Origin of the sequence: Pseudomonas sp. I3-I5 (assembly GCF_022699445.1) — a bacterium.
Taxonomy (GTDB): Bacteria; Pseudomonadota; Gammaproteobacteria; order Pseudomonadales; family Pseudomonadaceae; genus Aquipseudomonas; species Aquipseudomonas fulva.
The window spans coordinates 300,465-322,609 of the sequence record NZ_CP093940.1 but is presented as its reverse complement, the minus strand read 5'-3'; the positions used below and the strand labels follow the sequence as shown (position 1 = coordinate 322,609).

The following is a 22,145-nucleotide window of genomic DNA, read 5'->3' as shown; positions in this document are numbered from 1 at the left end:
CATCAGGGTGATTGTTGCCCGGAGCGCGTGGCACTACACTGCGTCATCAAGCAAAACTCAACAGTTCAGTAATTACATTTCGTACAAGGATTGCCCCTATGCTGCGCAAACTCTCACTGGCCCTGGCCGTGTCTTGTGCGTCCCATACGATGGCCTGGGCGGCGGACGTACCGGCAACGGTGAAAACCGATCTGGTGAGCGTTTACCAGGAAGCGGTAGAGAACAACGCCGACCTGGCAGCCGCCCGCGCCGACTACGGCGCGCGCCGCGAAATCGTGCCCCAGGCCCGTGCCGGCTTGCTGCCCAACCTGTCGGCCGGTGCCGAGATGCAAAGCACCCGCACCAAGCTCGACGAGCCGTCGATCACATCCAACCGCAGCGGCAATGCCTGGAGCGCGACCCTGGCCCAGCCCATCTTCCGCGCTGACCGCTGGTTCCAGTTGCAAGCGGCCGAGGCCGTCAACGAACAGGCCGCGCTGGAGCTGTCTGCCACCGAGCAGAACCTGATCCTGCAGACTGCGCAAAGCTACTTTGCGGTGCTGCGTGCGCAGGACAACCTGGCGGCCAGCAAGGCCGAGGAAGCGGCCCTCAAGCGTCAGCTCGACCAGTCCAACGAACGTTTCGACGTGGGGCTTTCGGACAAGACCGACGTGCTGCAGTCCCAGGCCAGCTATGACACGGCCCGCGCCAACCGCATCATCGCCGACCGTCAGGTGCAGGATGCTTTCCAGGCGTTGGTCACCCTGACCAATCGGGAGTACACCGCTATCCAGGGTGTGGTCCACAGCCTGCCGGTGCAGGTGCCCGTGCCCAACGACGCCAAGGCCTGGGTCGAAACCGCCGGCCGGCAGAACCTCAACCTGTTGGCGACCAACTACGCGGTGTCCGCGGCGGAAGAAACGTTGCGTCAGCGCAAGGCCGGTCACGCCCCGACCGTCGATGCCGTGGCCAAATACCAGAAGGGTGACAACGACAACCTGGGCTTCAGCAACCCATCGCCGCTGGGTGTTCGGTATGGGGGCGACGTGGAGCAGACCACCGTTGGCCTGCAGTTGAACATTCCCATCTACAGCGGCGGGCTGACCAGTTCACAGGTACGCGAAGCCTACCAGCGCCTCAGCCAGAGCGAACAGCAGCGCGAAAGCCTGCGCCGTCAGGTGGTGGAGAACACCCGCAACCTGCACCGTGCGGTGAACACCGACGTCGAACAGGTACAGGCGCGCAAGCAGTCGATCATCTCCAACCAGAGCGCGCTCGAGGCTACCGAAATCGGCTACCAGGTGGGCACCCGCAACATCGTCGATGTGCTCGACGCCCAGCGCCAGCTGTACACCTCGGTGCGCGACTACAACAACAGCCGGTACGCCTACATCCTCGACAACCTGAGCCTGAAACAGGCGGCCGGCACGCTGAGCCCGCAAGACTTGCAGGACCTCAAGCGCTACCTGAAACCCGACTACAACCCGGACAAGGATTTCCTGCCACCGGACCTGGCGGCAGCGGCGGCGAAGAATTTCGAGCGTAAGCCCTGAGGACGGGCAGCCTCATCTGGGGGAGCCGGCTTGCCGGCGATGGGCCGCAAAGCGGCCCTGATCACGCCAACCGCAACCATCGCCCCGACAGTGAGCGCTCAGGGCATCAGCCTTTCCAACCCCTCCAGCAAGCGCTGCAGCGCCCCTTGGTTGGCCCTCATCACCGCCCTACCCGCCTCACCCATGCGCCGGGCATCTTGCGGTAATTCGACCAGCCGTTGCACGGCACCGGCCAACCCCTGAGCGTCATCGACCTGCTGCAACGCACCCGCCTCGCGCAGCATGGCGCTGATTTCGAGGAAGTTGAACACGTGCGGCCCCATGAGCACCGGTAGCGCCAGGGCTGCCGGTTCCAACGGGTTGTGCCCGCCGGTCGGCACCAGGCTGCCACCGACGAACGCCATGTCGGCCAGGGCATACAAGAACAGCAATTCACCCATGGTGTCGCCCAGCAGCACCTGGGTCTGGGCAAGCACCGGTAGCCCGGTAGAGCGACGCACCGTGGCAAACTGCTGACTGCAGATGGCATGAACCGCGTCAAAGCGCTCCGGATGCCGGGGCACCAGGATCAGCAACGCATCCCCATGCACCTGCAGCAACTGCTGGTGTGCCTGGAGGATCAGGGCATCTTCGCCGTCGTGTGTGCTGGCGGCAATCCACACCGGGCGCGAAGTGGCGGCCCATTGCTGGCGCAAAGCCTGGGCGCGCGGCACCAGCTGCTCATCGATCTTCAGGTCGAACTTGATCGAGCCGGTGACCTGCACGCAGGCAGCACGCGCGCCGAGTGCCAGAAAGCGCTGGGCCTCGACCTCGGTCTGCGCGGCAATCAGGCTCATTTCGGCCAGCATGGGCCGGGTCAGCCTGGCAAACCGCCCGTAGCCACGGGCCGAGCGTTCGGACAGGCGCGCATTGGCCAGCGCCACGGGAATACCGCGCCTGGCGCATTGATGGATGTGATTGGGCCAGAGTTCGGTTTCCATGATCACGCCCAGCCTTGGCTGCACATGGTCGAGAAAGCGCCCCGCCGCCCACGGCAGGTCGTATGGCAAGTAGCAATGCTGGACCCGCGGCTCATCGGCGAACAGGGCGCCAATGCGCTCCGAACCGGTGGGCGTCATGCACGTCAGTGTGATCGGCAGCTCAGGGTAGGCCTTGAGCAGTGCGCGCACCATGGGGGCAGCTGCGATGCTTTCGCCTACGGAAACCGCATGGACCCATATGCCGCCCTTGCGCATCGTCGGCAGCTTGATGGCAAAGCGCTCGCCGATACGGCGCCCGTAGGCCGGCGCCTTGCGCGCGCGTAGGTACAGGCGAAGTGCAAGCAGTGGCAGGACAAGGTGAAACAGCAAGGTGTAGAGAGTTCTGTTCATGGCGACGCAGTTTACCCGATCGCACGCAAATGCACCGCAAAGCGCTCGGCCAGCCACTGCGCCGCAGGCCCCAGCGGCTCGTCCCGACGCCAGGCCAGCTCCACCACCAGCGCCGGTGGCCGCCAGTCGCTGGCCAGCTCCACCATATGCGCCTGATAGGTGGGGTACTGCACCACATGCCGCGGCAGCCAGGCCCAGCCCAGCCCGCGCATCAGCAGTTCGGCCATGGCATAGAAGCTGTCGGCCCGCCACACCTGTGGGCTGATCGCCTCACCCCCCGGGTAACCGCTCTGCTGGGGGGTGATCAGCAGCTGGCGATGGCGTGCCAGTTGCTGTCGGTCCGCCCGGCCGGCCTGCGCCAAGGGGTGGCCGACGGCGCAGACCGTGACCATTTCCACGCTACCCAAGGCCCGCCGTTCCAGCGACGCCGGTACGCGCTCATGGTGAAAGAACAACCCCAGGTCGGCACGCCGCTCCACCAGCTTGCGTGCAACGTCGCCCTGCGCGCCGCTGGCCAGTTGAACTTCCAGAAAGGGGTAACGGGTTGCCAACTCATCCAGGCTGTCGATGACAGGCTGATACGGCATCGCCTCATCCTGCGCCACCCGCAGCAGTGCTTCCTGGCCACGCATCAACGCCAGGGCCCGCCCATCCAGACGCTCGCACTGGCGCAGCAGCTCGCGGGCATCGGCAAGCAGCGCTTCGCCGTTTGCGGTGAGCTTCGGCTGGCGCCCACTGCTGCGTTCGAACAGGGTGACCCCAAGGTCCGTTTCGAGCAGGGCGATGGCGTTGCTGACCGCTGATTGAGCCTTGTGCTGTTCGCGCGCAACGGCAGAAAACGAACGCAGCTCAGCCACGCGCATGAACGTGCGCAACTGATCCAGACTCCATTGCTCGGCCATTCACCTATCTCCTTACCAGATAGGTAATGACTTTACCGCATTCGAGTACGGCCTAGAATGCGCCCATCCACTGGAGAACCGTCATGAATGCCTACACCTACCTCGCGATTGCCATCTGCGCCGAAGTCGTCGCCACCGCCTCCATGAAGGCTGTCAAAGGCCTTAGCACCCCATTGCCTCTGTTGCTGATGGTGGCGGGCTACGCCATCGCGTTCTGGATGCTGACGCTGGTGGTGCGCAGCATCCCGGTGGGCATCGCCTACGCGATCTGGTCGGGGCTGGGTATCGTGCTGATCAGCGTGGCGGCACTGGTGCTCTATGGGCAGAAACTGGACATCCCGGCGATGCTCGGCATGGCGATGATCGTCGGCGGCGTGGTGGTGATTCAGCTGTTCTCCAAGACCACGGGGCACTGAGCCGGGCCGTGGCAGCAGCGTCAGGATGCGTGGCGCACGCCAGCCCGTGCATCCGACCCTGAGCCTGTATACTTGCCAGCTGTCCCAGTTTTCGAGGTATCGCCATGCCATCTGCCATTTCCACTGACGTGCTGATCGTCGGCGCCGGGGTCGCAGGCCTCTGGCTCAATGCCCGCTTGCGCCGCCTGGGTTATTCGACAGTGCTGGTGGAGCGCGCCACGGTAGGCGGCGCACAGACGCTCAAGTCCCAGGGCATCATCCATGGCGGCACCAAGTACGCGCTGCATGGGGCGCTGACCGGCGCCTCGGAGGCGATTGCCGACATGCCGCGCCGCTGGCGCGAAGCCTTGGCGGGCAACGGCGAACTGGACCTGCGCCATACGCGCCTGCTGTCCGATGCGCACTACCTGTGGTCTCCAGGCACCCTGGCCGGCAATCTCACCAGCTTCTTCGCCAGCAAGGCGGTGCGCGGCCGGGTGGATCAGGTCAAAGGCGACCAATTGCCTGCGGCGTTGCAGGACCGTGCCTTCAAGGGCAAGGTCTATCGGTTGGCCGAACTGGTGATCGACGTGCCCAGCCTGCTGACCAACCTGGCCGAACTGGCCGGTGACAGCCTCCTGGCGGGCGAACGCATCGAGCCGCTGCGCGACGAGGGCGAGCTGGTGGGCCTGCGTGTGGACGGGCGTGACATCCGCGCCCAGCGCATCGTGCTCAGCGCGGGCGCCGGCATCGCGGACCTGTTGCAGGCACTGGGGCTCGAGCAGCCCGCCATGCAAACCCGCCCCCTGCACATGGTGATGGTCAAGGGAGCCAACCTCAAGCCACTTTATGCCCATTGCCTGGGCGCAGGCCCCAAGCCGCGGATGACGGTCACCACCCACCCGGCCGCCGACGGACAGTGGGTGTGGTACCTGGGCGGCGAACTGGCCGAAGCCGATGGCGTGGCCCGCGAGCCGGCCGCGCAGATCGCCGCCGCGCAGAAAGAAGTGGCCAGCCTGCTGCCCTGGGTGGATCAAAGCCAGTTGCACTGGGCCACGTTGCGAGTGGACCGTGCCGAGCCTGCCCAGTCCGGCCTGGTGCGCCCGGACAATGCGTTTCTTGCCGAACAGCAACGGCTGCTGGTGGGCTGGCCTACCAAGCTGGCCCTGGCACCTGACTTCAGCGACCGGGTTATCCGCCAGTTGCAACGCGACGCCGTGCAACCTCAGGCCCAGGCCGACCTGACCGACTTGCCGCGCCCGCCGCTGGGCCAGCCTGCATGGGAGACCCTCCTGCCATGAGCTTGCCAACTCTCCACGGTTTGCACCGCCCCCTGGGCAGCACGGGCTTGCAGGTTTCGCCCCTGGGGCTGGGCACGGTCAAGCTTGGCCGGGACCAGGGCGTGAAATACCCTTCAGGCTTCACCATCCCCGGCGACGATGAAGCCAGGCTGCTGCTTGGCCAGGCCCGCGACCTGGGCATCAACCTGCTAGATACCGCTCCGGCCTATGGCCGCAGTGAAGAGCGCCTTGGCCCGCTGCTGCGGGGTCAGCGCGATGCCTGGGTGCTGGTGAGCAAGGTGGGCGAGGAATACGACGCCGGTCAATCGCGTTTCGATTTCAGCGCGGCCCACACGCGCCGATCGGTGGAGCGCAGCCTGCGCCGGCTGGAAACCGACCGCATCGACCTGGTGCTGGTGCACTCCGACGGTAATGACCTGGCCATCCTCGAGCAGCAGGCGGTGTATGAGACCTTGGCCACGCTCAAGCGTGAAGGCAAGATCCTGGGCTTCGGGTTTTCAGGCAAGACTGTAGCCGGAGGCTTGAAGGCCTTGGAGCAAGGCGACTGCGCCATGGTCACCTTCAACCTGAACGAACAGGCAGAGCGCCCGGTACTCGACTACGCTGCGCAGCACGGCAAGGCCATCCTGGTCAAAAAGGCCCTGGCCAGCGGCCATGCCTGCCTGGCACCCGGCGTCGACCCGGTCCGTGCCAGCTTCGAGCTGCTCTTCGCCCACCCTGGCGTCAGCAGTGCTATCGTGGGCACCATCAACCCGTTGCACCTGGCCCATAACGTGGCCACCGTCGCCCGAATCCTGGGCCAGCATTGAGTCTGCCTGGCCACGCGCCGGGCGAGCCGTCGCAAGGAGGAGCAACGTGGCGCGAACGCTGATACGCAAGAACCCGAGCAACTTCAAGACGCTGCCGCTGCATGTCGAGGCCACGGCCGAAAGCCTTCTCTACCAGGGCACTGGCATGCCCCTCAATTTCGCCCAGACCCAACAACGTCGCAAACCGGTGGCGGTGGCAGATCCCCAGCGGTTCGTGGTCGAGCTTGCCAACTTGGGTGTTTCGGTGCGCCTGACGCTGAGCTGGCAGAACCGCGACTACTGGGTGCTGGTGCGTCAACGGCGCCAAGACCGCGGCGACGTGGTGCTAAAGCTGATCTCAGGTTACGTGCCCGCTCAGGAACTGAACCTGCCATTGCACACCGCCGTGCAGGAAGTAGCCGAGGAATGCCTGCTGGAAACCACAGAGGGCTGGCTGGGCGGCCGCTTCAACGACACCTGGCTACCTGTGCCCTATGCGGCAGCCTTGCACTACCGAGAAACGCCGCATTTTCAACTGACCCCGCAGTCCGGTGCCGCCCGCCCGGTCCACTGCGGCAACCTGGTCCTGCTGGAGCGGCCCCGTGCTTACGTGCACCTGCCGACCGCTTCGCTGCAACTGATCTACGACATGCGCCTGCAAGTGCCCAGGGAGGCCAAGAAGCTCAGCCTGTTCCATGTGGATGAACGTCTTGAGGGCGACCAGTTGGTGGCGCGGCTGAACCGCAAGCGCCCGGACCTGTACCTGATGCCGCTGCAGGACGGCCAACCCCTGGCCGAGCTCTATACCCTGAAGAAAGACGAACTGTTGCCGGCCAGCACGCGGGGGTTGTACCTGGCCGAAAGCTTCGCCCGGCAGGAGGGCTGGGTGGTCAACGAGGAACGGATACGCTGGAAGGATTGGGTGCGTCAACAAGGCCTGGTGGAACCCAAGCCTGCCCGAGCCTCCCACCTGCAACGGTTCGGTGCCAAGGCCCGAGCGCTGCTCAAGCGGGCGCGTACCTCGCTGCACAAGCCCTGAGCAAAGCGCGCATGCAGCGCGCCCCCGCTGGGGCCGGCGCAACAAGGGCTGCCGCGCAGCCCTGCCCTGTCAGTGCTTGCGGATCTTCTCGACGATGGCAGTGGTGGAGCTGTTTTCGACCAGCCCCAGCACTTTCACGGTGCCGCCATAGGCGTTGACGATGTCGGCGCCAACCACTTGGTCGATGCCGTAGTCGCCGCCTTTGACCAGCACATCCGGCTTGACCTGGCTCAGCAGGTTTTCTGGGGTGCCTTCGGAGAAACTGATCACCCAGTCCACTGCGCCCAAGCCTGCCAACACGGCCATGCGGCGATCGACGCTGTTGATCGGCCGGCCCGGGCCCTTCAGCCGGCTGACCGATGCATCGTCGTTGACCGCCACGATCAGGCGATCGCCTTGAGCGCGCGCCTGCTCCAGGTAGGTCACGTGGCCCGCATGCAGAATGTCGAAGCAGCCATTGGTGAACACGATACGCTCGTTGTGCGCCCTGGCATCGTCGATCGCTACCAGCAATTGCTCAAGGCCCAGCACCCCGCGCTCGGACCCTTCTTCGCGCTGGATGGCGCGGCGCAGTTCCGGCGCGCTGATCGCCGCAGTACCAAGCTTGCCGACGACAATACCCGCCGCCAGGTTGGCCAGGGCCACTGCCTGGGGCAGCTCTTCACCGGCGGCAATGGCGGCGGCAAGGGTGGAGATCACCGTATCGCCTGCGCCGGTCACATCGAACACTTCACGTGCACGGGCTGGCAGGTGCAGGGGCGGATGACCATTGCGCAGCAAGGTCATGCCGTGCTCGCCACGGGTCACCAGCAAGGCGCCCATGTCCAGCTCCTGGAGCAGCTGCAAACCTTTGGCAACCAGCTCCGCCTCGTCGGTACAACGCCCAACGATGTTCTCGAACTCGCTGAGGTTGGGGGTAATCAGGCTGGCCCCGCGATAGACGGAGAAATCCTTGCCCTTGGGGTCGGCCAGCACCGGGATGCCCTTGGCCCGTGCGGCCTGGATCAGCGCCTGGTGGTTTTTCAGCGCGCCCTTGCCGTAGTCCGACAGCACCAGGACCTTGACGCCTTCGAGCAAACCGTCGACTTCTGCGCTGAGCGACACCGGGTCGGTGGCGAAGGATTCTTCGAAATCGATGCGCAGCAGCTGCTGGTGCCGGCTCATGACCCGCAGCTTGACGATGGTCGGCTGATGCGCAATGCGCTGGAAGACCGAACGCACGCCTGCCGCCTGCAGGCTGTTGGAAAGGCTGTCGGCAGCTTCGTCCTGCCCGGTGACGCCCACCAGGGACGCCGGCGCGCCCAGTGCGGCGATGTTCAAGGCCACGTTGGCCGCACCGCCTGGGCGATCCTCGATCTGATCGACCTTGACCACCGGCACTGGCGCTTCCGGCGAAATACGCGACGTACCGCCATGCCAGTAGCGGTCGAGCATGACATCGCCGACCACCAGTACCGGGGCTTGATCGAAACGCGGCATGGACAACTTCATGGGCAACCCATATGACAATAGTGAACAGGGACGGGATATTAGCACAGCGCGGCTGGCGGCTTTAGGGCCAGTTCGCGCTGAGGAATACCCCGAAACAGAAGGGGCACCGAGGCCCCTTGGCAGGTAGAATCAGGTGATGTCGGCCTTGGCCGGCTCATCCAGGCCCATGGCATGCAGGCGCGCATAGTAACCGTTGGCGGCCAGCAGCTCGGCATGGGTGCCCCGCTCCACCAGACGGCCCTGATCCATGACCAGGATCTGGTCGGCCTTCTCGATGGTCGACAGGCGATGCGCGATCACCAGCGTGGTGCGCCCCTGCATCACGCGGTCCAGCGCAGCCTGGATGTGCCGCTCGGACTCGGTATCCAGGGCCGAGGTCGCTTCGTCCAGGATCAGCAGTGGCGAGTTCTTCAACAGCGCGCGGGCGATGGCCAGGCGTTGGCGCTGGCCACCGGAGAGCAACACCCCGTTTTCGCCGATCTGGGTATCGAAACCTTTGGGCAGCTGATCGACGAAATCCTTGGCGAAGGCTGCCTCAGCCGCCGCTTCGATGTCGGCACGCGGCGCCCCGGCCAGGTCACCGTAGGCAATGTTGTTGGCGATGGTGTCGCTGAACAAGGTCACATGCTGGTTGACCTGGGCGATGTGTCGACGCAGGTTGAGCAACTTGAAGTCTTCGATTTCCACGCCATCGAGCAGTATCTCGCCGCTGCTGTGGTGGTAGAAGCGTGGAATCAGGCCGGCCAGGGTGGACTTGCCGCTGCCGGAGCGGCCCACCAGCGCGACCATCTGCCCAGGCTCGACGGTGAAGTTGATGTCGCTCAGCACCTGGCGATCGGTACCGGGGTAGGTGAAGCTGAGGTTGCGCACTTCCAGGCGCCCGCTGACCGCATCGCGCTCGACGGTACCGGTGTCCACTTCTCGCTGCTCGTCGAGCTGCTCGAAGATGCTCTCGGCACCGGCCACGCCCTTCTGGATGGTCGAACTCACTTCCGAAAGCTGGCGAATCGGCTTGGGCAGCAGGCCGGCCAGGGTGATGTAGGCCACCATGTCGCCTGCCGAGGCATCGCCACGAAGGTACAGCACCAGGAACATCAGCACGGCCATGGCAACGTAGATCACCAGTTGCAGCAGGGGCGTATAGATGGCGCTGGTACGGGTCATGCGCAGCTGCTTGTCGGTGTTGCTCTGGCTGGCCTTGAGGAAGCGCTGGCGCTCGTAGGCCTCGCCGCCGAAGCTGCGCACCACGCGGTAGCCCTGAATGGTCTCGGACGCCACGTGGGTGACGTCGCCCATGGCAACCTGGATCTTCTTGCTCTGTTTGCGGAATTTCTTGCTGGCACGGCCCACCATGAAGGCGATCAGCGGCAGGATGGCCAGCATCACCAGCGTCAGGCGCCAGTTCATCAACAGCAGCGAGCCGAACAGGAACACCACCGTCATGCCTTCGCGAATGACCACCTTGATGGCGTCGGTAGCCGCCCCAGTGACCATGGTCACGTTGAAGGTGATGCGCGAAATCAGGTGCCCGGAGTTGTTCTGGTCGAAGTAGCGGTTGGGCAGGCTCAGCAGGTTGTTGAACAGCTGCACCCGCAGGTCATGGACCAGGCCCAGCGAGACCTTGGCCAGGAAGTAGTTGCCCAGGAACGAACCCAGGCCTTGCCAGGCGGCGATGATGATGATCAGCGCCGGCACCGTGTGCAGCAGGTTCAGGTCGCGCAGGTGCGGGACGTTGGGAAACAGCGAGGCATCCGGGTTGGACAGGCCGTCGACGAAATACTTGAGGATGTAACCCAGCATTGGCTGGGTCGAAGCAAAGATCAGAAAGCCCAGGATACTCAGCAGGAACACGCCGATGTAGGGTCGGACATAGCCAAGTAGACGGAAATAGATCTTCATGCTCGATGGGCTCTGGGAGCCGTTGGCGTCTGTCATATCACGGAACATGCTGAAAATGGGGTGCTGACTTTACCACACGTTGGCAGCGACGTCGGACCACTCGGCCCCCGCCGCTTACCAGCAGCAATGCGCGCAAAGCTGGGGTAACATTGCCCGTTCTTTCGACCTGGGCCCTCTTTCTCCATGTTCCCAAGCAGCCTACACAACGCCGGCAACCGCTTTTTCGATTTCGTGTGCCTGTGGCTGCTGCCGGCCGGCATGCTGGCGCTGCTCGGTGCCCTGTTCTTCCTGCCCGAACGCAGCCTGCACCACAAGCTGTACTACGGCCTTTTCAGCATCCCGACCCTGCTGGCGCTATGTGTCCGGCCTCGTGAACTGAAAACCCTGTTTCGTGAACCGTTGCTGTGGCTGTTCGTGGCCTTCGCCGGCTACGCCATCCTCAGCCTGAGCTGGTCACCCTCGGCGGCGCAGGCGGACAACCTGATCAAGCGGCCCCTGCACACCCTGATGCTGTTCCTGGGCACCGGGCTGATGCTGCGTTACCGGCCCGAGGCGCTCAAGGGCCTTTTCCTGGGGGCTGCGCTACTGGCGCTGCTGGCCACGCTGCGGGACCTGACCACGTTCATGCTCACCTACACGCCAGGCAGCCGGCTGATCGGCGCAGGCGCTCTGGATAACCCGCTGCTCAGCTCGCACTTGTACGGTTTCTTCGGGACCTACTGGCTATGGATGGCGGTCAACGGCAAGCGGGCGCTGACCGTGTCGCTGTGCATGGCGGCCTTTGCGGTCATGTTCGCCGCGGTGGTGGCCACCGGTTCCCGCACGCCCCTGGTGGCCATGACCCTGGCGGTGAACTGGATCGCCCTGCTGTGCCTGGACCGTCGTTCGATCCCCCTGTTCCTGGCCGCTCCGCTGTTCATCGCCGCAGTACTGGTGGTGGACCCGCAGTTGATCATGGCGCGCGGCGACTCGTACCGTTTCGATATCTGGCGCATTACCTGGGACCTGTTCCTCCAGCACCCGCTGATTGGCCACGGCTACGACGCGCCCTTGTCCATCGATGTCGGCGTGGGCTACCTGCTGAGCGAGCCCCACAGTTTCGTCATGGGCGTGCTGTATTACGTGGGCATCCTGGGCTTGCTGCCGTGGCTGGGCATGATCCTCTACGCGCTTTACAGCGGCTGGAAGTACCGCACCCACCCTGCCCTGCAGATGGCCTCGGCACTGCTGGTGTTCGGCATTGGTGCGGGCCTGACCGAGGGCGGCGGTATCCTGTCGCGGCCCAAGGAGCACTGGTTCCTGCTGTGGATTCCGCTGGCACTGGTCGCGGGGCTGAACATCGCCCGCCGGGGCGGCAGGCTGGTGGCGGCCAACCGCGCTCGCTTGAGCGAGGCGCAGGCCAGGCAGCTGCATGAGGGTGCCCGCATCATCGAAGAGGACGGGCTTGGGCCCAAGGTCCTGCTCCTGCAAGATGGCAGCTTCCTGAAGTTGTTCCGCCCGCGCGCCTGGTACACCGCCGGCGCCTTCTACCCCTACGCGCGCCGCTTTGCCAGAAACAGCCAGCAACTGGCACTCGAAGGCATTCCCACGCCCCCCGTCGTGGAACTGCTGAACTACGCCGATGGCACCCAGGGTGTGCGCTACATCCCCCTGGCAGGCCAGACCGTGCGCCAGGCGCTGCAGGCCTGTCCCTCGCTGGCAGCACGCAAGGCCCTGGTGCAGCGGCTGGGGCGCTTCATGGGTCAGTTGCACCAGCAAGGCGTCTACTTCCGGTCCTTGCACCTGGGCAACGTACTGCTGATGGACAACGGCCAATTTGGCCTGATCGACCTTGCCGACATGCGCCTGCTGCCTTCGCCACTGTCGGCAGACCTGCGCCAGCGCAACCTGCGCCACATGCAGCGCTACGCCGAAGACAAGCAGTGGCTGTTCGAGGAAAACGTCCAGGCCCTGCTGGAGGGCTACAGTGCAGCGGCCAGCCAGACCATGAGCCACGCCCTACGCCAGAAGCTCGAACTGGCCCCTGGAGCGGATCGCTGACATGGGCTACCTCGCGCCGCTGCTCAGTTTCCTGGTGTTCGGCCTGGCCCTGTTGCTGGCAGGGCTGCTGCTGCGCAGCCCTTGGGTGGCGCGCCATCTGGAGCCGGTGGCGGGGCGCTGGGCCACCCTCGATGGCTTGAGGGGCTACCTGGCACTGGGGGTCTTCATCCACCATGCCGCCATTGCCTGGCATTACCAGCACACTGGCCAGATCAACATGCCACCGGAGCGCTTCTTTGCCCAGATCGGGCAAGCGAGCGTCGCCCTGTTCTTCATGATCACCGGGTTTCTGTTCTGGAGCAGGCTGGTTCGCCAGGGCCGCGCCTTCGATTGGCGGGCCTTTGCCATTTCCCGGGTCATGCGCCTGTACCCCCTGTATTTCGGCCTGCTGGCTGCGGTGCTTGTGACGGTGTTCTATCTGCAAGGCTGGGAGCTGCTGGATACGCCGACCGCCCTGGCACAACAGCTTTCAGCCTGGCTGCTGTTCCACCGTCCCGACATCAACCAGTTGGCCGGCACCGGCAACCTGATCTCGAACGTGACCTGGACCCTGAACTACGAAATCTACTTCTACCTGGCCTTGCCGTTGCTGGGCCTGATGTTCGTCTACCGCGGTACGCTCTTGAGGGCCATTGCCTGCGTGGTCGCCCTGTACCTGCTGGCAAAGCTCGTGGGCTGGGAACATGCGCTGAAGAAGAAATACCTGATGAGCTTTGCAGGCGGCATTGCGGCGGTGTACTGGATACGCAGCCCGAGGCTGGTGCAATGGGCCAAGGGCAGGTACGGCACCTGGATGGCCATCGGCTTGCTGGTGCTGGTGATGACAGTGCTGCACAAGACCTTCGCGGTATTCCCGCTGCTGCTGCTGAGCCTCGTGTTCTGCATCATCGTCTCGGGCAACGACCTGCTGGGCGCCCTGGCCCTGCGCAGTGCCCGCTGGCTGGGTGAAATCAGTTACAGCCTCTACCTGCTCCATGGGCTGGTGCTGTGGTGGCTCGCCTATCGCCTCTACCCCTCTTACGGGTTCACCTACGACGACCACGGGGCATTCATGGCCGTGATCGCCATCGCCTGCACCGTCCTGGTGGTCTTGAGCAGCGCCACGTTCCTCATACTGGAAAAGCCGGGGATCGCCCTGGGCAAGCGCCTGGCTCAGCGCCGGCAGACCAAGCCTGACAACCTGAAGTCAGGTTCGACCCGCCAGGCCTGAGGCGCGCTGCTCGGCATAGGCGAGAAACGCCTGGATATCATCGCTGCACAGCTTGCCCGCCACGTGGGCAATCTCGGCAGGTGGCCAGTCCCACCAGGCGCTGGCCAGCAGTTGCACGCGTACCGCTTCCGGGAATCGCCAGCGCACGACGCTGGCCGGGTTGCCGCCGACCACCGCGTAAGCGGGTACATCCCGCGTCACCACGGCCCCAGCGGCCACGATGGCGCCGCTGCCAATGTTCACCCCCGACAGGATCGTGCAGTTGGAGCACAGCCACACGTCGTTGCCGATGGTCACATCCCCGCGGCTGAAGGCATAGCCCTCTATGACCGATGCCTCGGGCAGCATGGCCGGGAATGGGTAAGTGGTGACCCAGTCGGCCCGATGATGCCCGCCAAGGAAAATCTGCACGCCTTCGGCAATCGAGCAATAGGCGCCGATGCGCAGCGTCGTGCCCTCTTGCCAGTCATGCACCTCGGGCACGCCATAGCTGCCCACGCCGAAAGCGTACTGGGGGTAACGCGCGGCAAATCGCGCCTGCCCGCGCTCGATGGCCGGCAGCTTGCGAATCGCCCGCTTGGCCCGTTTTTCCCGGTAGCGCGATAGCCAGCCCATGGCCCTTCAGCCCTTTTCCAAGGGCGAGAAGAACAACCGCCCCAGCCCGCGCCAGGTCTTGCGCGTATAGGCGCGCAGTGGAATCTGCGCCAGCAGTTCGCGGGCCAGCTTGCGGTCACGGTTGGCCACCTTGAGGAACATCGAGTTCAGCGCCTTGAACTTGACCTGCTCGTAGGCCGGGTGATCCTTGAACTTGGCATAGGTACGCAGGATGTTGTCGATCATGAATCGGTGGTTCTTGTACGAGTTGCTGGCATGTTTGCGGTAGCGCGCCATGACCACGCTCAGGCCATCGATGAAGTACCCGGCATGGGTCACCTTCAGTTCGATCAGCAGGTCTTCCAGGCGGATATCCGGGTCGAAACCGCCCACCTTCTCCAGCGCCTCGCGGCGGATCAGCAGCGTGGGCGCAGGTGGGTAGGGTTTGCGCTCCAGGAACATGTCCTCGAAGTCCAGGCGCCTGAACGGAACCTCGCGGCGCTGCCGCGCTTCGGGGAACAGCTCACCCTGGGAATCGATGAGTTCGATGTTGCCAGCGCAGATACCCACTTCGGGCTTGTCGGCCATGTACTGGACCTGGATCGCGATGCGATCCGGCATCATGATGTCGTCGGACCCGAACGGCGCGATCAGCGTGCCCCTGGCCCGCGCAATGGCCTCGTTGAGCGTGTGGGTCAGGCCTTTGTTGCGCTGCACGCGAAAATCGAAGCCATGTTGCGCCTGCAGGCGCTCGATACGCTCGACGCTGTCATCGGTCGAGCCGTCGTCCACCACCAGCAGCTCGATGTGCGGGTAGGTCTGGTTCAGTACGCTGAGAATGCTCTGCTCGATGTAAGGGCCATGGTTGTACGATGCGATGATCACCGTGACCAGGGTTGGGTCCGCACTCATTTCGGCTCCTTGGCAGCCAAGCCCGACTCGATCAGCGCCAGGTATTGCTCACGGAACACGTCGATGTCGTGGTGTTGATTGAGGTAGTGGTAGGCCTGCTCGCCCTTGGCATGCAACGCCGCGTCATCCAGCGCCAGGTAGCGGTCCAGGGCCGTGGTCAGGCTGTCAACGTCCGCGGGCTTGACCACCTCGCCGCCCGCGCCGGTAATCAGCGGCAACATGGCCGGCACGTCGCTGGCGATGACCGGCAAGCGCCCGCTCATGCCTTCGAGCAGGGCAAGGCCAAGGCCTTCGGCCAGCGATGGCATGGCCCAGATGTCGAAGGCACGGACGTAGCGCAGGGCGTTGTCACGAAAGCCCAGCAGGTGCGCCCTGCCCGTCAGCCCCAGGCGATCGATCTCAGCCTGCAGGCGCGCCTGCTCACGACCAGCACCGATGATCGCCAGCTGCGCGGTGGGGTACTTGTCCTTCAGGGCGGCAAACGCCTGGATCAGGTAGGTATGGCCTTTGACCGGCACCAGGCGGCCCAGCGCCCCGACCATGCGAACGTTCTGGGCCAGGCCAAGTTGCGTACGGGCCTCGGCCTTGTCCAGCTGCAACGCCTGGGCCTGATCCGTGTCGATGGCGTTGGTGATGGCGTGGGTGTTGGCATCGGTGAAACCGCAGCTGCAATCCAGCAGGTACTGCTTGACTGCCGGCGACACGCCTACGAACTGCCAATGCCCGTCGATCAGGCGCTGGGTCTGACGACGGCGGTAGGCGCGGTCGTACTCGCCGAAGCCATGGGAAATGCCGATGCACAACGGGATCTTCAACCAGCGGTTGAGCTGCAACAGCATGTTCACAGGCTTGAAGCGGTTGCAGATCACCACGTCGAAGCGTTCGCGCCGGCAATACCGGTAGAGCTGCCACAAGGCCTTGAGACGCATGCCCTTGAGCGCACTGTCGCTGAAGTCGAAGTACACCGAATGGTCGGCGCGGCTGACCGGTTGGCCAGGCGCAGGCCGGCCCTTGAGAAAGGCCATGGTCGTTTCGAAGCGATCCGCTGGCAGCGCCTTGAAGATCTGCTCGGCCAGGTCGGCGAAATCGTGCTGCTTGATGTTGTAGTCCGGTTGCAGTTGCAGGACTTTGAAACGCTTCATACGTTTTCCCGATGTACACCCTGGTGGCGGTCCGTCAGAACCCAGAACAGCTCGTGGCGACGCACGGCCTTGCGGAAAAATTCGTTCTCGCCGTAAGGCGAACTGCGCCGGCCTGCCAGCCAGCGCTGGATCACCCGTCGCACTCGGCGCTTGAAGGGCGGGCGGGGCTGAAGGTCGTGCATCATGCCCAGAGCCATGGCCTTGTCCAGTTGCAGAGGACGGTCCAGCACCAAGGTGCACGGCTGCCCGACCGACAACGCGTGGGTGACCGGCGGCAAGGCCACGCCTGCACCGCTGTCGCCCATGGGCCAGCGGTCGTTGTCGTGCAGGTGATTGGCATAGCCCAGCAGGATCTCGGGTTGCCACGGCAGGCCCTGCAACGCTTCCTGCAGGGCTTGCTGGGCAGCCACGTGGTCAGGATGCGGATCGAGCACCGGGTGCGGCATCACGATCACTTCCGGACGCGCCTGTTGTATCAACGCGCGCACGTCGGCCAGCAGGTTGTGCCAAGTCGGGACGCCGTCGTCGCCGGGCAGAGGCAACGCGTTGAGGGTACGGAAGGGGCGCGTGTCGGCCATGTCCGCTTCACGCGAGCCGAAGGGGGTCGTCGGTGCCTGCCGCATGGCCGGCAATTGCAGGCAGAAATAGCCCAACTGCACGCAGCGCGCTTGCGCAACGCCTGCCCAGCGAGGCACCGCGATACTGTCCCAGGCCCGCAAGCGCCCCTTGAGCCGCGCAGCCTCGACAGATGACAGGCCCATGGCCTGGTAGTGCTCGGCCTCGATTTCGCCAGCGGTCAGGGTCACGATCCAGGCTTCGTCTGCCTGGCTGTACAGGCCGTAGGCGGCAAGTTCGGCATCATCGGCATGGGGCGCGATGACCATCACCCGCTTACGACGCAGGTCTGGCTGCTGGAACATCCACAGGCGCGGCTGGCCCACCAGCCGGCAGAAGCGCCCGCGCAAGGTGATCTGGCCCTGACGCAGCGCCGTGTCGAGCCCAGTCAGGTTGAGGTAGCGCTTGCCGCGAACACCGCGCTCGAACACCTGCAGGTCTTCGCCACCTGCGCCTTCGATGGACACGCCGGGGTCAAGAAACCTGCCCAGCAGGGCGCAACGCAGCTCAACCTGCAGCACCCACGTGGCGCCTTCTGCGACGGGCAATGCAGGTAGCTGCAAGCGGCCGTCCTTCAAGCTTACGCCCGCCACTTCATCGGCCTCATCGAAGGCGTAGGTGTAGTCGTCGGCCGGGGTGTAGAACAGGTGATCGGCCAGCCACGCCTCGTGGGCCACCCACAGCAGCGGCAGCAGCAACAACGGCAGCCACCAGGTGACCAAACCCAGCGCAATCAACGCCGCCAGGGCCACCAGGAGCGCGAGGCGCTTGTTGCGCCGGTGGCGCTTTAGCAACTGCTGCTTGCGGCTCACGCCTGGTACACCGGCACGGGGTGGCACCAGCGGTCCTTGTACTCGCGGTCGGCACGGCCGAACGAGAACCGCAATGGCTTGTTGCGCGCACGGGCGTCTTCCCAGGCGGCCTGGGTGTTGAGGAAACTCAACACGCTGCCGGGGCTGAACGCCTTGGTCTCGGGGTCGACGCCGCCATTGACGTATTCGACGCTGATCCACTCAGGCGCCTCGACGCGGTACACCAGCTGGATGGCGATAGGCTTGTTTTCGAGCAGCAGGACCGAGCCGATCAGCAGGTCCCGCAGCCGCGCGATCACGTCGCCCATGCGCTCGGCGCCGGTGGCTGCGAACCCCCAGCGACGCTGGAAAAGGTCGCAATACATGGCGGCGATGGTAGCGGCATCGAAGTCGCTGATCGGCCGCACCACGCCACCGGCTTCTTCCAGTAACCGCAGCTCACGGCGCTGGTTGTAACGGAATTTCTTCGACAGGTCTTCGGGCGCACGGGCCATCGCCAGCTGTTCTTTCTGCGCCTTGAGACCAACAAAGCGGCCCTGGTTCAGCTCGGACAGGTAGCGTGCGCCATGGCGCAGCGGCGCAGCGGCGTCGGCCGCCGCCGGCAGGATGATTTCGGCATTGCCCAGGTCAAACAACGCCTTCTTGCCGCTGCGCTTGAGCACGTCCTTGGACAGCGCCAGGTGGCGCCCCCAGGTGGGAATGGCTGCCTTGAGCTCCCCGCCCTGATGCCAGGCCAGGTAACGCACGGGGATCTGCGCCAGGTCCGCCAACTGCGAGACCACCAGGGGATGAGTGGCGACACTGCCGCCGAAACGCGCCCAGGCCTGGGCATAGGTTTGCGCGTCGATGACTTGCCAGCCACGCTCGCGCAGGGCTTTTACATGATTGAACATCAGGCCCCCACCAACGCGCGAACCTGGGGCAGTTGCCAGAAGGTATCGCGCACCGCCTGGTCCGAGAAACGCTCGCGCAGGCGTTCGAGCATATGCTCGGCGCACGCCTGGCGTTGCGAGTCGTCCAGCGCAGCCATGCGTTCGAGGCCTTGCGCCAGCTGGCTGGCCTCGCCCAGTGGGAACAGCATGCCGACACCCTCGACCACTTCCCGCGCGCCGCCACAGGCCGTGGCCAGCACCGGGACGCCAGCGACCATGGCTTCGAGCAGGACCATGCCGAAAGGCTCATGGTCGGAACTCAAGGCGAACACGTCGAAGGCCTGGAAATAGCGACGCGCATCGGGCACCTGCCCCAGGAAGTCGACCTGATCGGCAACGCCCAGCTCGCGGGCCAGGGCCTTCAGTTTGGGTTCCAGGCGGCCCTTGCCCAGGATGGCCAGGCGCGCACCACCCGGCAAGGCCGGCAATGCCTGGGCAAAGCCGCGCAGCAAGGTGGCCTGGTCCTTGTCCGGGTGCAACCGACCGACGTTGCCCACCACCCAGGCCTGCGCATCCAGCCCCAAGGCTTCGCGTGCCTCGGCACGCGGCACCAGGGCAGCTTGCAGGGCCGCGATGTCGATGCGGTTGTACAGCGTCTGGATGCGCTCGGCGGGCCACTGCGCCAGGCAGCGGCGCATGTCGTCGCGCACTGCGTCGGATACACCCAGCAGGCTCAAGCGCTTGCTGAACAGGTTGGCGAACAGGCGCCGGCCTTTGCGCTCATAGTCGCCAAAGGCATGGTGCACGCCTATCACCGGTAACCGGGTGCCGAGCAAGGCGACGTAGATCGGCTTGAAGCGGTGAGCTATGCAGAATGCGAAGTTGCGCTGGGCCGCGACCTTGCGCAACGCCCGAATCGCGCCAAGCTTCAGGCCACGGACCGCCTTGGAGCTGAACTCCAGAAACAGCACTTCATCCGACGCACAGCCGGCCGCCACCTGCGGGTCGGCTGCGCCGGTCAGGAACACGGTCGTAACCTTGTAGCCGCTGCCCTCGAACAGGCTGGCGTATTGACGGGCACAATCCAGGAAAGGCCCGTCATAGCCATGGCAGAACTGCAGGATGCGCGGTTCAGAGCGGCTGTTCATAGGCGGCAGCGCCGTCCTTGACGACAAGGATGTCTTCCATGATCAGGTACTGCAGATCCGAGCCGAAGAACATGTTCAGGGCATCGGTCGGCGAGCAGATCATCGGTTCGCCCCGGCGATTGAGCGAGGTATTCAGCGAGACGCCATTGCCGGTCAGGTCTTCGAGCGCCTTCATCATGTCGTAGTAGCGCGGGTTGTATTCGCGCTTGAGCACTTGGGCACGGGAGGTGCCGTCCTCATGGACCACTTCTGGCACGCGGGTTTTCCATTCTTCAGCCACTTCGAAGGTGAAGGTCATGAATGGCGCCGGATGGTCGACCTTGATCATTTGCGGGGCGACCGTATCGAGCATGGACGGGCAGAAGGGTCTCCAGCGCTCACGGAACTTGATCTGCTCGTTGATGCGGTTGGCAACGCCCGGCACGCTCGGGCAGCCAATGATCGAGCGACCACCCAGGGCACGCGGGCCGAACTCCATGCGGCCCTGGAACCAGGCCACCGGGTTGCCATCGACCATGATCTTGGCGATGCGCTGCGGCATGTCGTCGAGCTTGCGCCATTTCGGGGCGTTGGGATGACGAGCACAGGCCGCGATCACATCTTCGTTGGAGTAGGACGGGCCAAGGTAGACGTGCTCCATCTTCTCGACCGGCACGCCGCGGGCGTGGGACACGTAGGCTGCCGCGCCCACTGCCGTACCGGCGTCACCGGAGGCCGGCTGCACGAACAGCTCCTTCACATCGGAACGGGCAATGATCTTCTGGTTGAGTTTCACGTTCAGCGCACAACCGCCGGCGAACGCCAGCTTGCCGGTTTCGCGCAGGGTATCGCCCAGGTAGTGGTCGATCATCTGCAGGGCGATCTTCTCGAACAGCGCCTGCATGCTGGCTGCGTAATGGATGTACGGCTCGTCGGCGATGTCGCCTTCGCGCTTGGGCCCCAGCCACTCGATCAGCTTGGGCGAGAAGTAGAAGCCCTTGCCTTTTTCCTTGTAGCGACGCAAGCCGATGACGTTGGCGTAATCGGTGTTGATCACCAACTCGCCGTTTTCGAAACTGGCCAGGCGCGAGAAGTCATATTTGCTGGCATCGCCGTACGGCGCCATGCCCATGACCTTGAACTCACCGTCGAGCATTTCGAAACCGAGGAATTCGGTAATAGCGCCGTACAGGCCACCCAGGGAATCCGGATCGAAGAACTCCTTGATCTTGTGGATCTTGCCGTTCTCGCCGTAGCCGAAGAAGGTGGTGGCGTACTCGCCTTTGCCGTCGATGCCCAGGATCGCGGTCTTTTCCTTGAAGCCCGAGCAGTGGTAGGCGCTGGAGGCATGAGCCAAGTGATGTTCCACGGGCTCGATCTTGACCTTTTTCGGGTCGAAGCCCAGCTGCTCCAGACACCAGACGATCTTCTTGCGGTAGCGCTTGTAGCGGCGGTTGCCCATCAGGATCGCGTCGAGGGCGCGGTCCGGTGCGTACCAGTAGCGCTTGGCGTAGTGCCAGCGCGCCTTGCCGAACAGGCTGATGGGCGCGAACGGGATGGCAATGACATCGACGTCGGCGGGCTTGATGCCGGCTTGTTCCAGGCAGAACTTCGCCGATTCGTAGGGCATGCGGTTTTTCGCATGCTTGTCGCGCACGAAACGCTCTTCTTCGGCGGCGGCAATCAGCTTGCCGTCGATGTACAGGGCCGCGGAAGGGTCATGGCTGAGGGCGCCGGACAGGCCAAGAATCGTCAATGCCAAGGGATAGGCCTCTTCATTCGGTAGAGATGCGCCAGCGGCCCGGTGGGCGGGTGGCGGCTAAAAGGCGGGATTATAACGCAAAGCGCAGCGTACGCATGCCTCTGCAAAGGCTACGCCTTCGGCCACGGCACAAACTCCACAAGCACGGCAACCGCGCAACTTGTCCATCACGCGGTCACTGTGGGAGCGCCCTAGCGCCGCGATGGGCCGCAAAGCGGCCCCTGCACTACGCGCTGCGAAGCTGAAACCCTGCGGCCACTTTGCGGCCCATCGCTGACTAGGCCGCTCCACGCTCTGTGGGGCTACTCACTCAGGCGTCACGCGGCCTGTGTGGAGCAGCCT

18 protein-coding genes are annotated in these 22,145 nt (G+C 64.5%); 7 read left to right on the top strand and 11 right to left on the bottom strand.

Going from position 1 to position 22,145, the window contains the following annotated elements; translation table 11 throughout:
* Positions 1 to 98: 98 nt before the first annotated feature.
* The gene (locus tag MOP87_RS01355; RefSeq protein ID WP_023532888.1) at positions 99 to 1,532 is read left to right on the top strand and encodes a TolC family outer membrane protein; all 1,434 of its coding nucleotides are present in this window, start codon (positions 99 to 101) and stop codon (positions 1,530 to 1,532) included.
* A 98-nt stretch (positions 1,533 to 1,630) separates the two neighbouring features.
* Here MOP87_RS01355 and waaA read toward each other — a convergent pair whose 3' ends face one another.
* The gene (gene waaA / locus MOP87_RS01350; RefSeq protein ID WP_242810036.1) at positions 1,631 to 2,902 is read right to left on the bottom strand and encodes a lipid IV(A) 3-deoxy-D-manno-octulosonic acid transferase; all 1,272 of its coding nucleotides are present in this window, start codon (positions 2,900 to 2,902) and stop codon (positions 1,631 to 1,633) included.
* Between the two features lie 11 nt (positions 2,903 to 2,913).
* Positions 2,914 to 3,804 carry a LysR family transcriptional regulator gene (locus MOP87_RS01345; RefSeq protein WP_027913978.1) on the bottom strand — a complete coding sequence of 297 codons (891 nt, stop codon included), beginning with the start codon at positions 3,802 to 3,804 and terminating at the stop codon, positions 2,914 to 2,916.
* An 83-nt stretch (positions 3,805 to 3,887) separates the two neighbouring features.
* Here MOP87_RS01345 and MOP87_RS01340 point away from each other — a divergent pair, with 83 nt between their 5' ends.
* From MOP87_RS01340 to MOP87_RS01325, 4 genes are all read left to right on the top strand, one after another.
* On the top strand, positions 3,888 to 4,220 hold the full coding sequence (locus MOP87_RS01340; protein WP_027913979.1) for a multidrug efflux SMR transporter: 333 nt from the start codon (positions 3,888 to 3,890) through the stop codon (positions 4,218 to 4,220).
* 104 nt (positions 4,221 to 4,324) lie between these two features.
* Positions 4,325 to 5,500, top strand: a complete 1,176-nt coding sequence (locus MOP87_RS01335; protein ID WP_027913980.1) for an FAD-dependent oxidoreductase — start codon at positions 4,325 to 4,327, stop codon at positions 5,498 to 5,500.
* A complete protein-coding gene (locus MOP87_RS01330; RefSeq protein ID WP_027913981.1) occupies positions 5,497 to 6,309 on the top strand; it encodes an aldo/keto reductase in 813 nt (270 codons plus the stop codon). The genes MOP87_RS01335 and MOP87_RS01330 overlap by 4 nt, the downstream gene beginning before the upstream one ends.
* Before the next feature lie 46 nt (positions 6,310 to 6,355).
* Positions 6,356 to 7,327: a metal ABC transporter ATPase gene (locus MOP87_RS01325; protein ID WP_242810035.1), complete on the top strand. Its 972-nt coding sequence runs from the start codon at positions 6,356 to 6,358 to the stop codon at positions 7,325 to 7,327.
* Positions 7,328 to 7,396: 69 nt separating this feature from the next.
* Here the strand turns inward: MOP87_RS01325 and hldE are convergent, their stop codons facing one another.
* Entirely contained in the window at positions 7,397 to 8,818 is a 1,422-nt protein-coding gene (gene hldE / locus MOP87_RS01320; RefSeq protein WP_027913983.1) for a bifunctional D-glycero-beta-D-manno-heptose-7-phosphate kinase/D-glycero-beta-D-manno-heptose 1-phosphate adenylyltransferase HldE, read from the bottom strand.
* A gap of 129 nt (positions 8,819 to 8,947) precedes the next feature.
* Positions 8,948 to 10,753, bottom strand: coding sequence for a lipid A export permease/ATP-binding protein MsbA (msbA, locus tag MOP87_RS01315; protein ID WP_027913984.1), 1,806 nt, complete (start codon positions 10,751 to 10,753; stop codon positions 8,948 to 8,950).
* Between the two features lie 147 nt (positions 10,754 to 10,900).
* Here msbA and MOP87_RS01310 point away from each other — a divergent pair, with 147 nt between their 5' ends.
* Together MOP87_RS01310 and MOP87_RS01305 are read left to right on the top strand one after the other, a co-directional pair.
* Positions 10,901 to 12,757, top strand: a complete 1,857-nt coding sequence (locus MOP87_RS01310; protein ID WP_242810034.1) for a bifunctional O-antigen ligase/aminoglycoside phosphotransferase family protein — start codon at positions 10,901 to 10,903, stop codon at positions 12,755 to 12,757.
* 1 nt (position 12,758) lies between these two features.
* Entirely contained in the window at positions 12,759 to 13,967 is a 1,209-nt protein-coding gene (locus MOP87_RS01305) for an acyltransferase (RefSeq protein WP_242810033.1), read from the top strand.
* Here the strand turns inward: MOP87_RS01305 and MOP87_RS01300 are convergent.
* From MOP87_RS01300 to MOP87_RS01270, 7 genes are read right to left on the bottom strand one after another with little or no spacing between them, the layout of a single operon-like run.
* Positions 13,944 to 14,582 carry a CatB-related O-acetyltransferase gene (locus tag MOP87_RS01300; RefSeq protein WP_128610982.1) on the bottom strand — a complete coding sequence of 213 codons (639 nt, stop codon included), beginning with the start codon at positions 14,580 to 14,582 and terminating at the stop codon, positions 13,944 to 13,946. The genes MOP87_RS01305 and MOP87_RS01300 overlap by 24 nt on opposite strands.
* Positions 14,583 to 14,588: 6 nt before the next feature.
* Positions 14,589 to 15,473 carry a glycosyltransferase gene (locus MOP87_RS01295; protein ID WP_028687916.1) on the bottom strand — a complete coding sequence of 295 codons (885 nt, stop codon included), beginning with the start codon at positions 15,471 to 15,473 and terminating at the stop codon, positions 14,589 to 14,591.
* Positions 15,470 to 16,615 (bottom strand): glycosyltransferase, encoded by a 1,146-nt coding sequence (locus MOP87_RS01290; RefSeq protein ID WP_028687917.1) that lies wholly within the window; start codon positions 16,613 to 16,615, stop codon positions 15,470 to 15,472. Before MOP87_RS01290 ends, MOP87_RS01295 begins: the two co-directional genes overlap by 4 nt.
* Positions 16,612 to 18,042 (bottom strand): PIG-L family deacetylase, encoded by a 1,431-nt coding sequence (locus MOP87_RS01285; RefSeq protein ID WP_128611144.1) that lies wholly within the window; start codon positions 18,040 to 18,042, stop codon positions 16,612 to 16,614. The genes MOP87_RS01290 and MOP87_RS01285 overlap by 4 nt, the downstream gene beginning before the upstream one ends.
* Positions 18,039 to 18,935, bottom strand: a complete 897-nt coding sequence (locus MOP87_RS01280; protein ID WP_027913990.1) for an antimicrobial resistance protein Mig-14 — start codon at positions 18,933 to 18,935, stop codon at positions 18,039 to 18,041. Before MOP87_RS01280 ends, MOP87_RS01285 begins: the two co-directional genes overlap by 4 nt.
* Positions 18,935 to 20,062: a glycosyltransferase gene (locus tag MOP87_RS01275; protein WP_027913991.1), complete on the bottom strand. Its 1,128-nt coding sequence runs from the start codon at positions 20,060 to 20,062 to the stop codon at positions 18,935 to 18,937. Before MOP87_RS01275 ends, MOP87_RS01280 begins: the two co-directional genes overlap by 1 nt.
* On the bottom strand, positions 20,046 to 21,803 hold the full coding sequence (locus MOP87_RS01270; RefSeq protein WP_027913992.1) for a carbamoyltransferase: 1,758 nt from the start codon (positions 21,801 to 21,803) through the stop codon (positions 20,046 to 20,048). Before MOP87_RS01270 ends, MOP87_RS01275 begins: the two co-directional genes overlap by 17 nt.
* Positions 21,804 to 22,145: the final 342 nt, after the last annotated feature.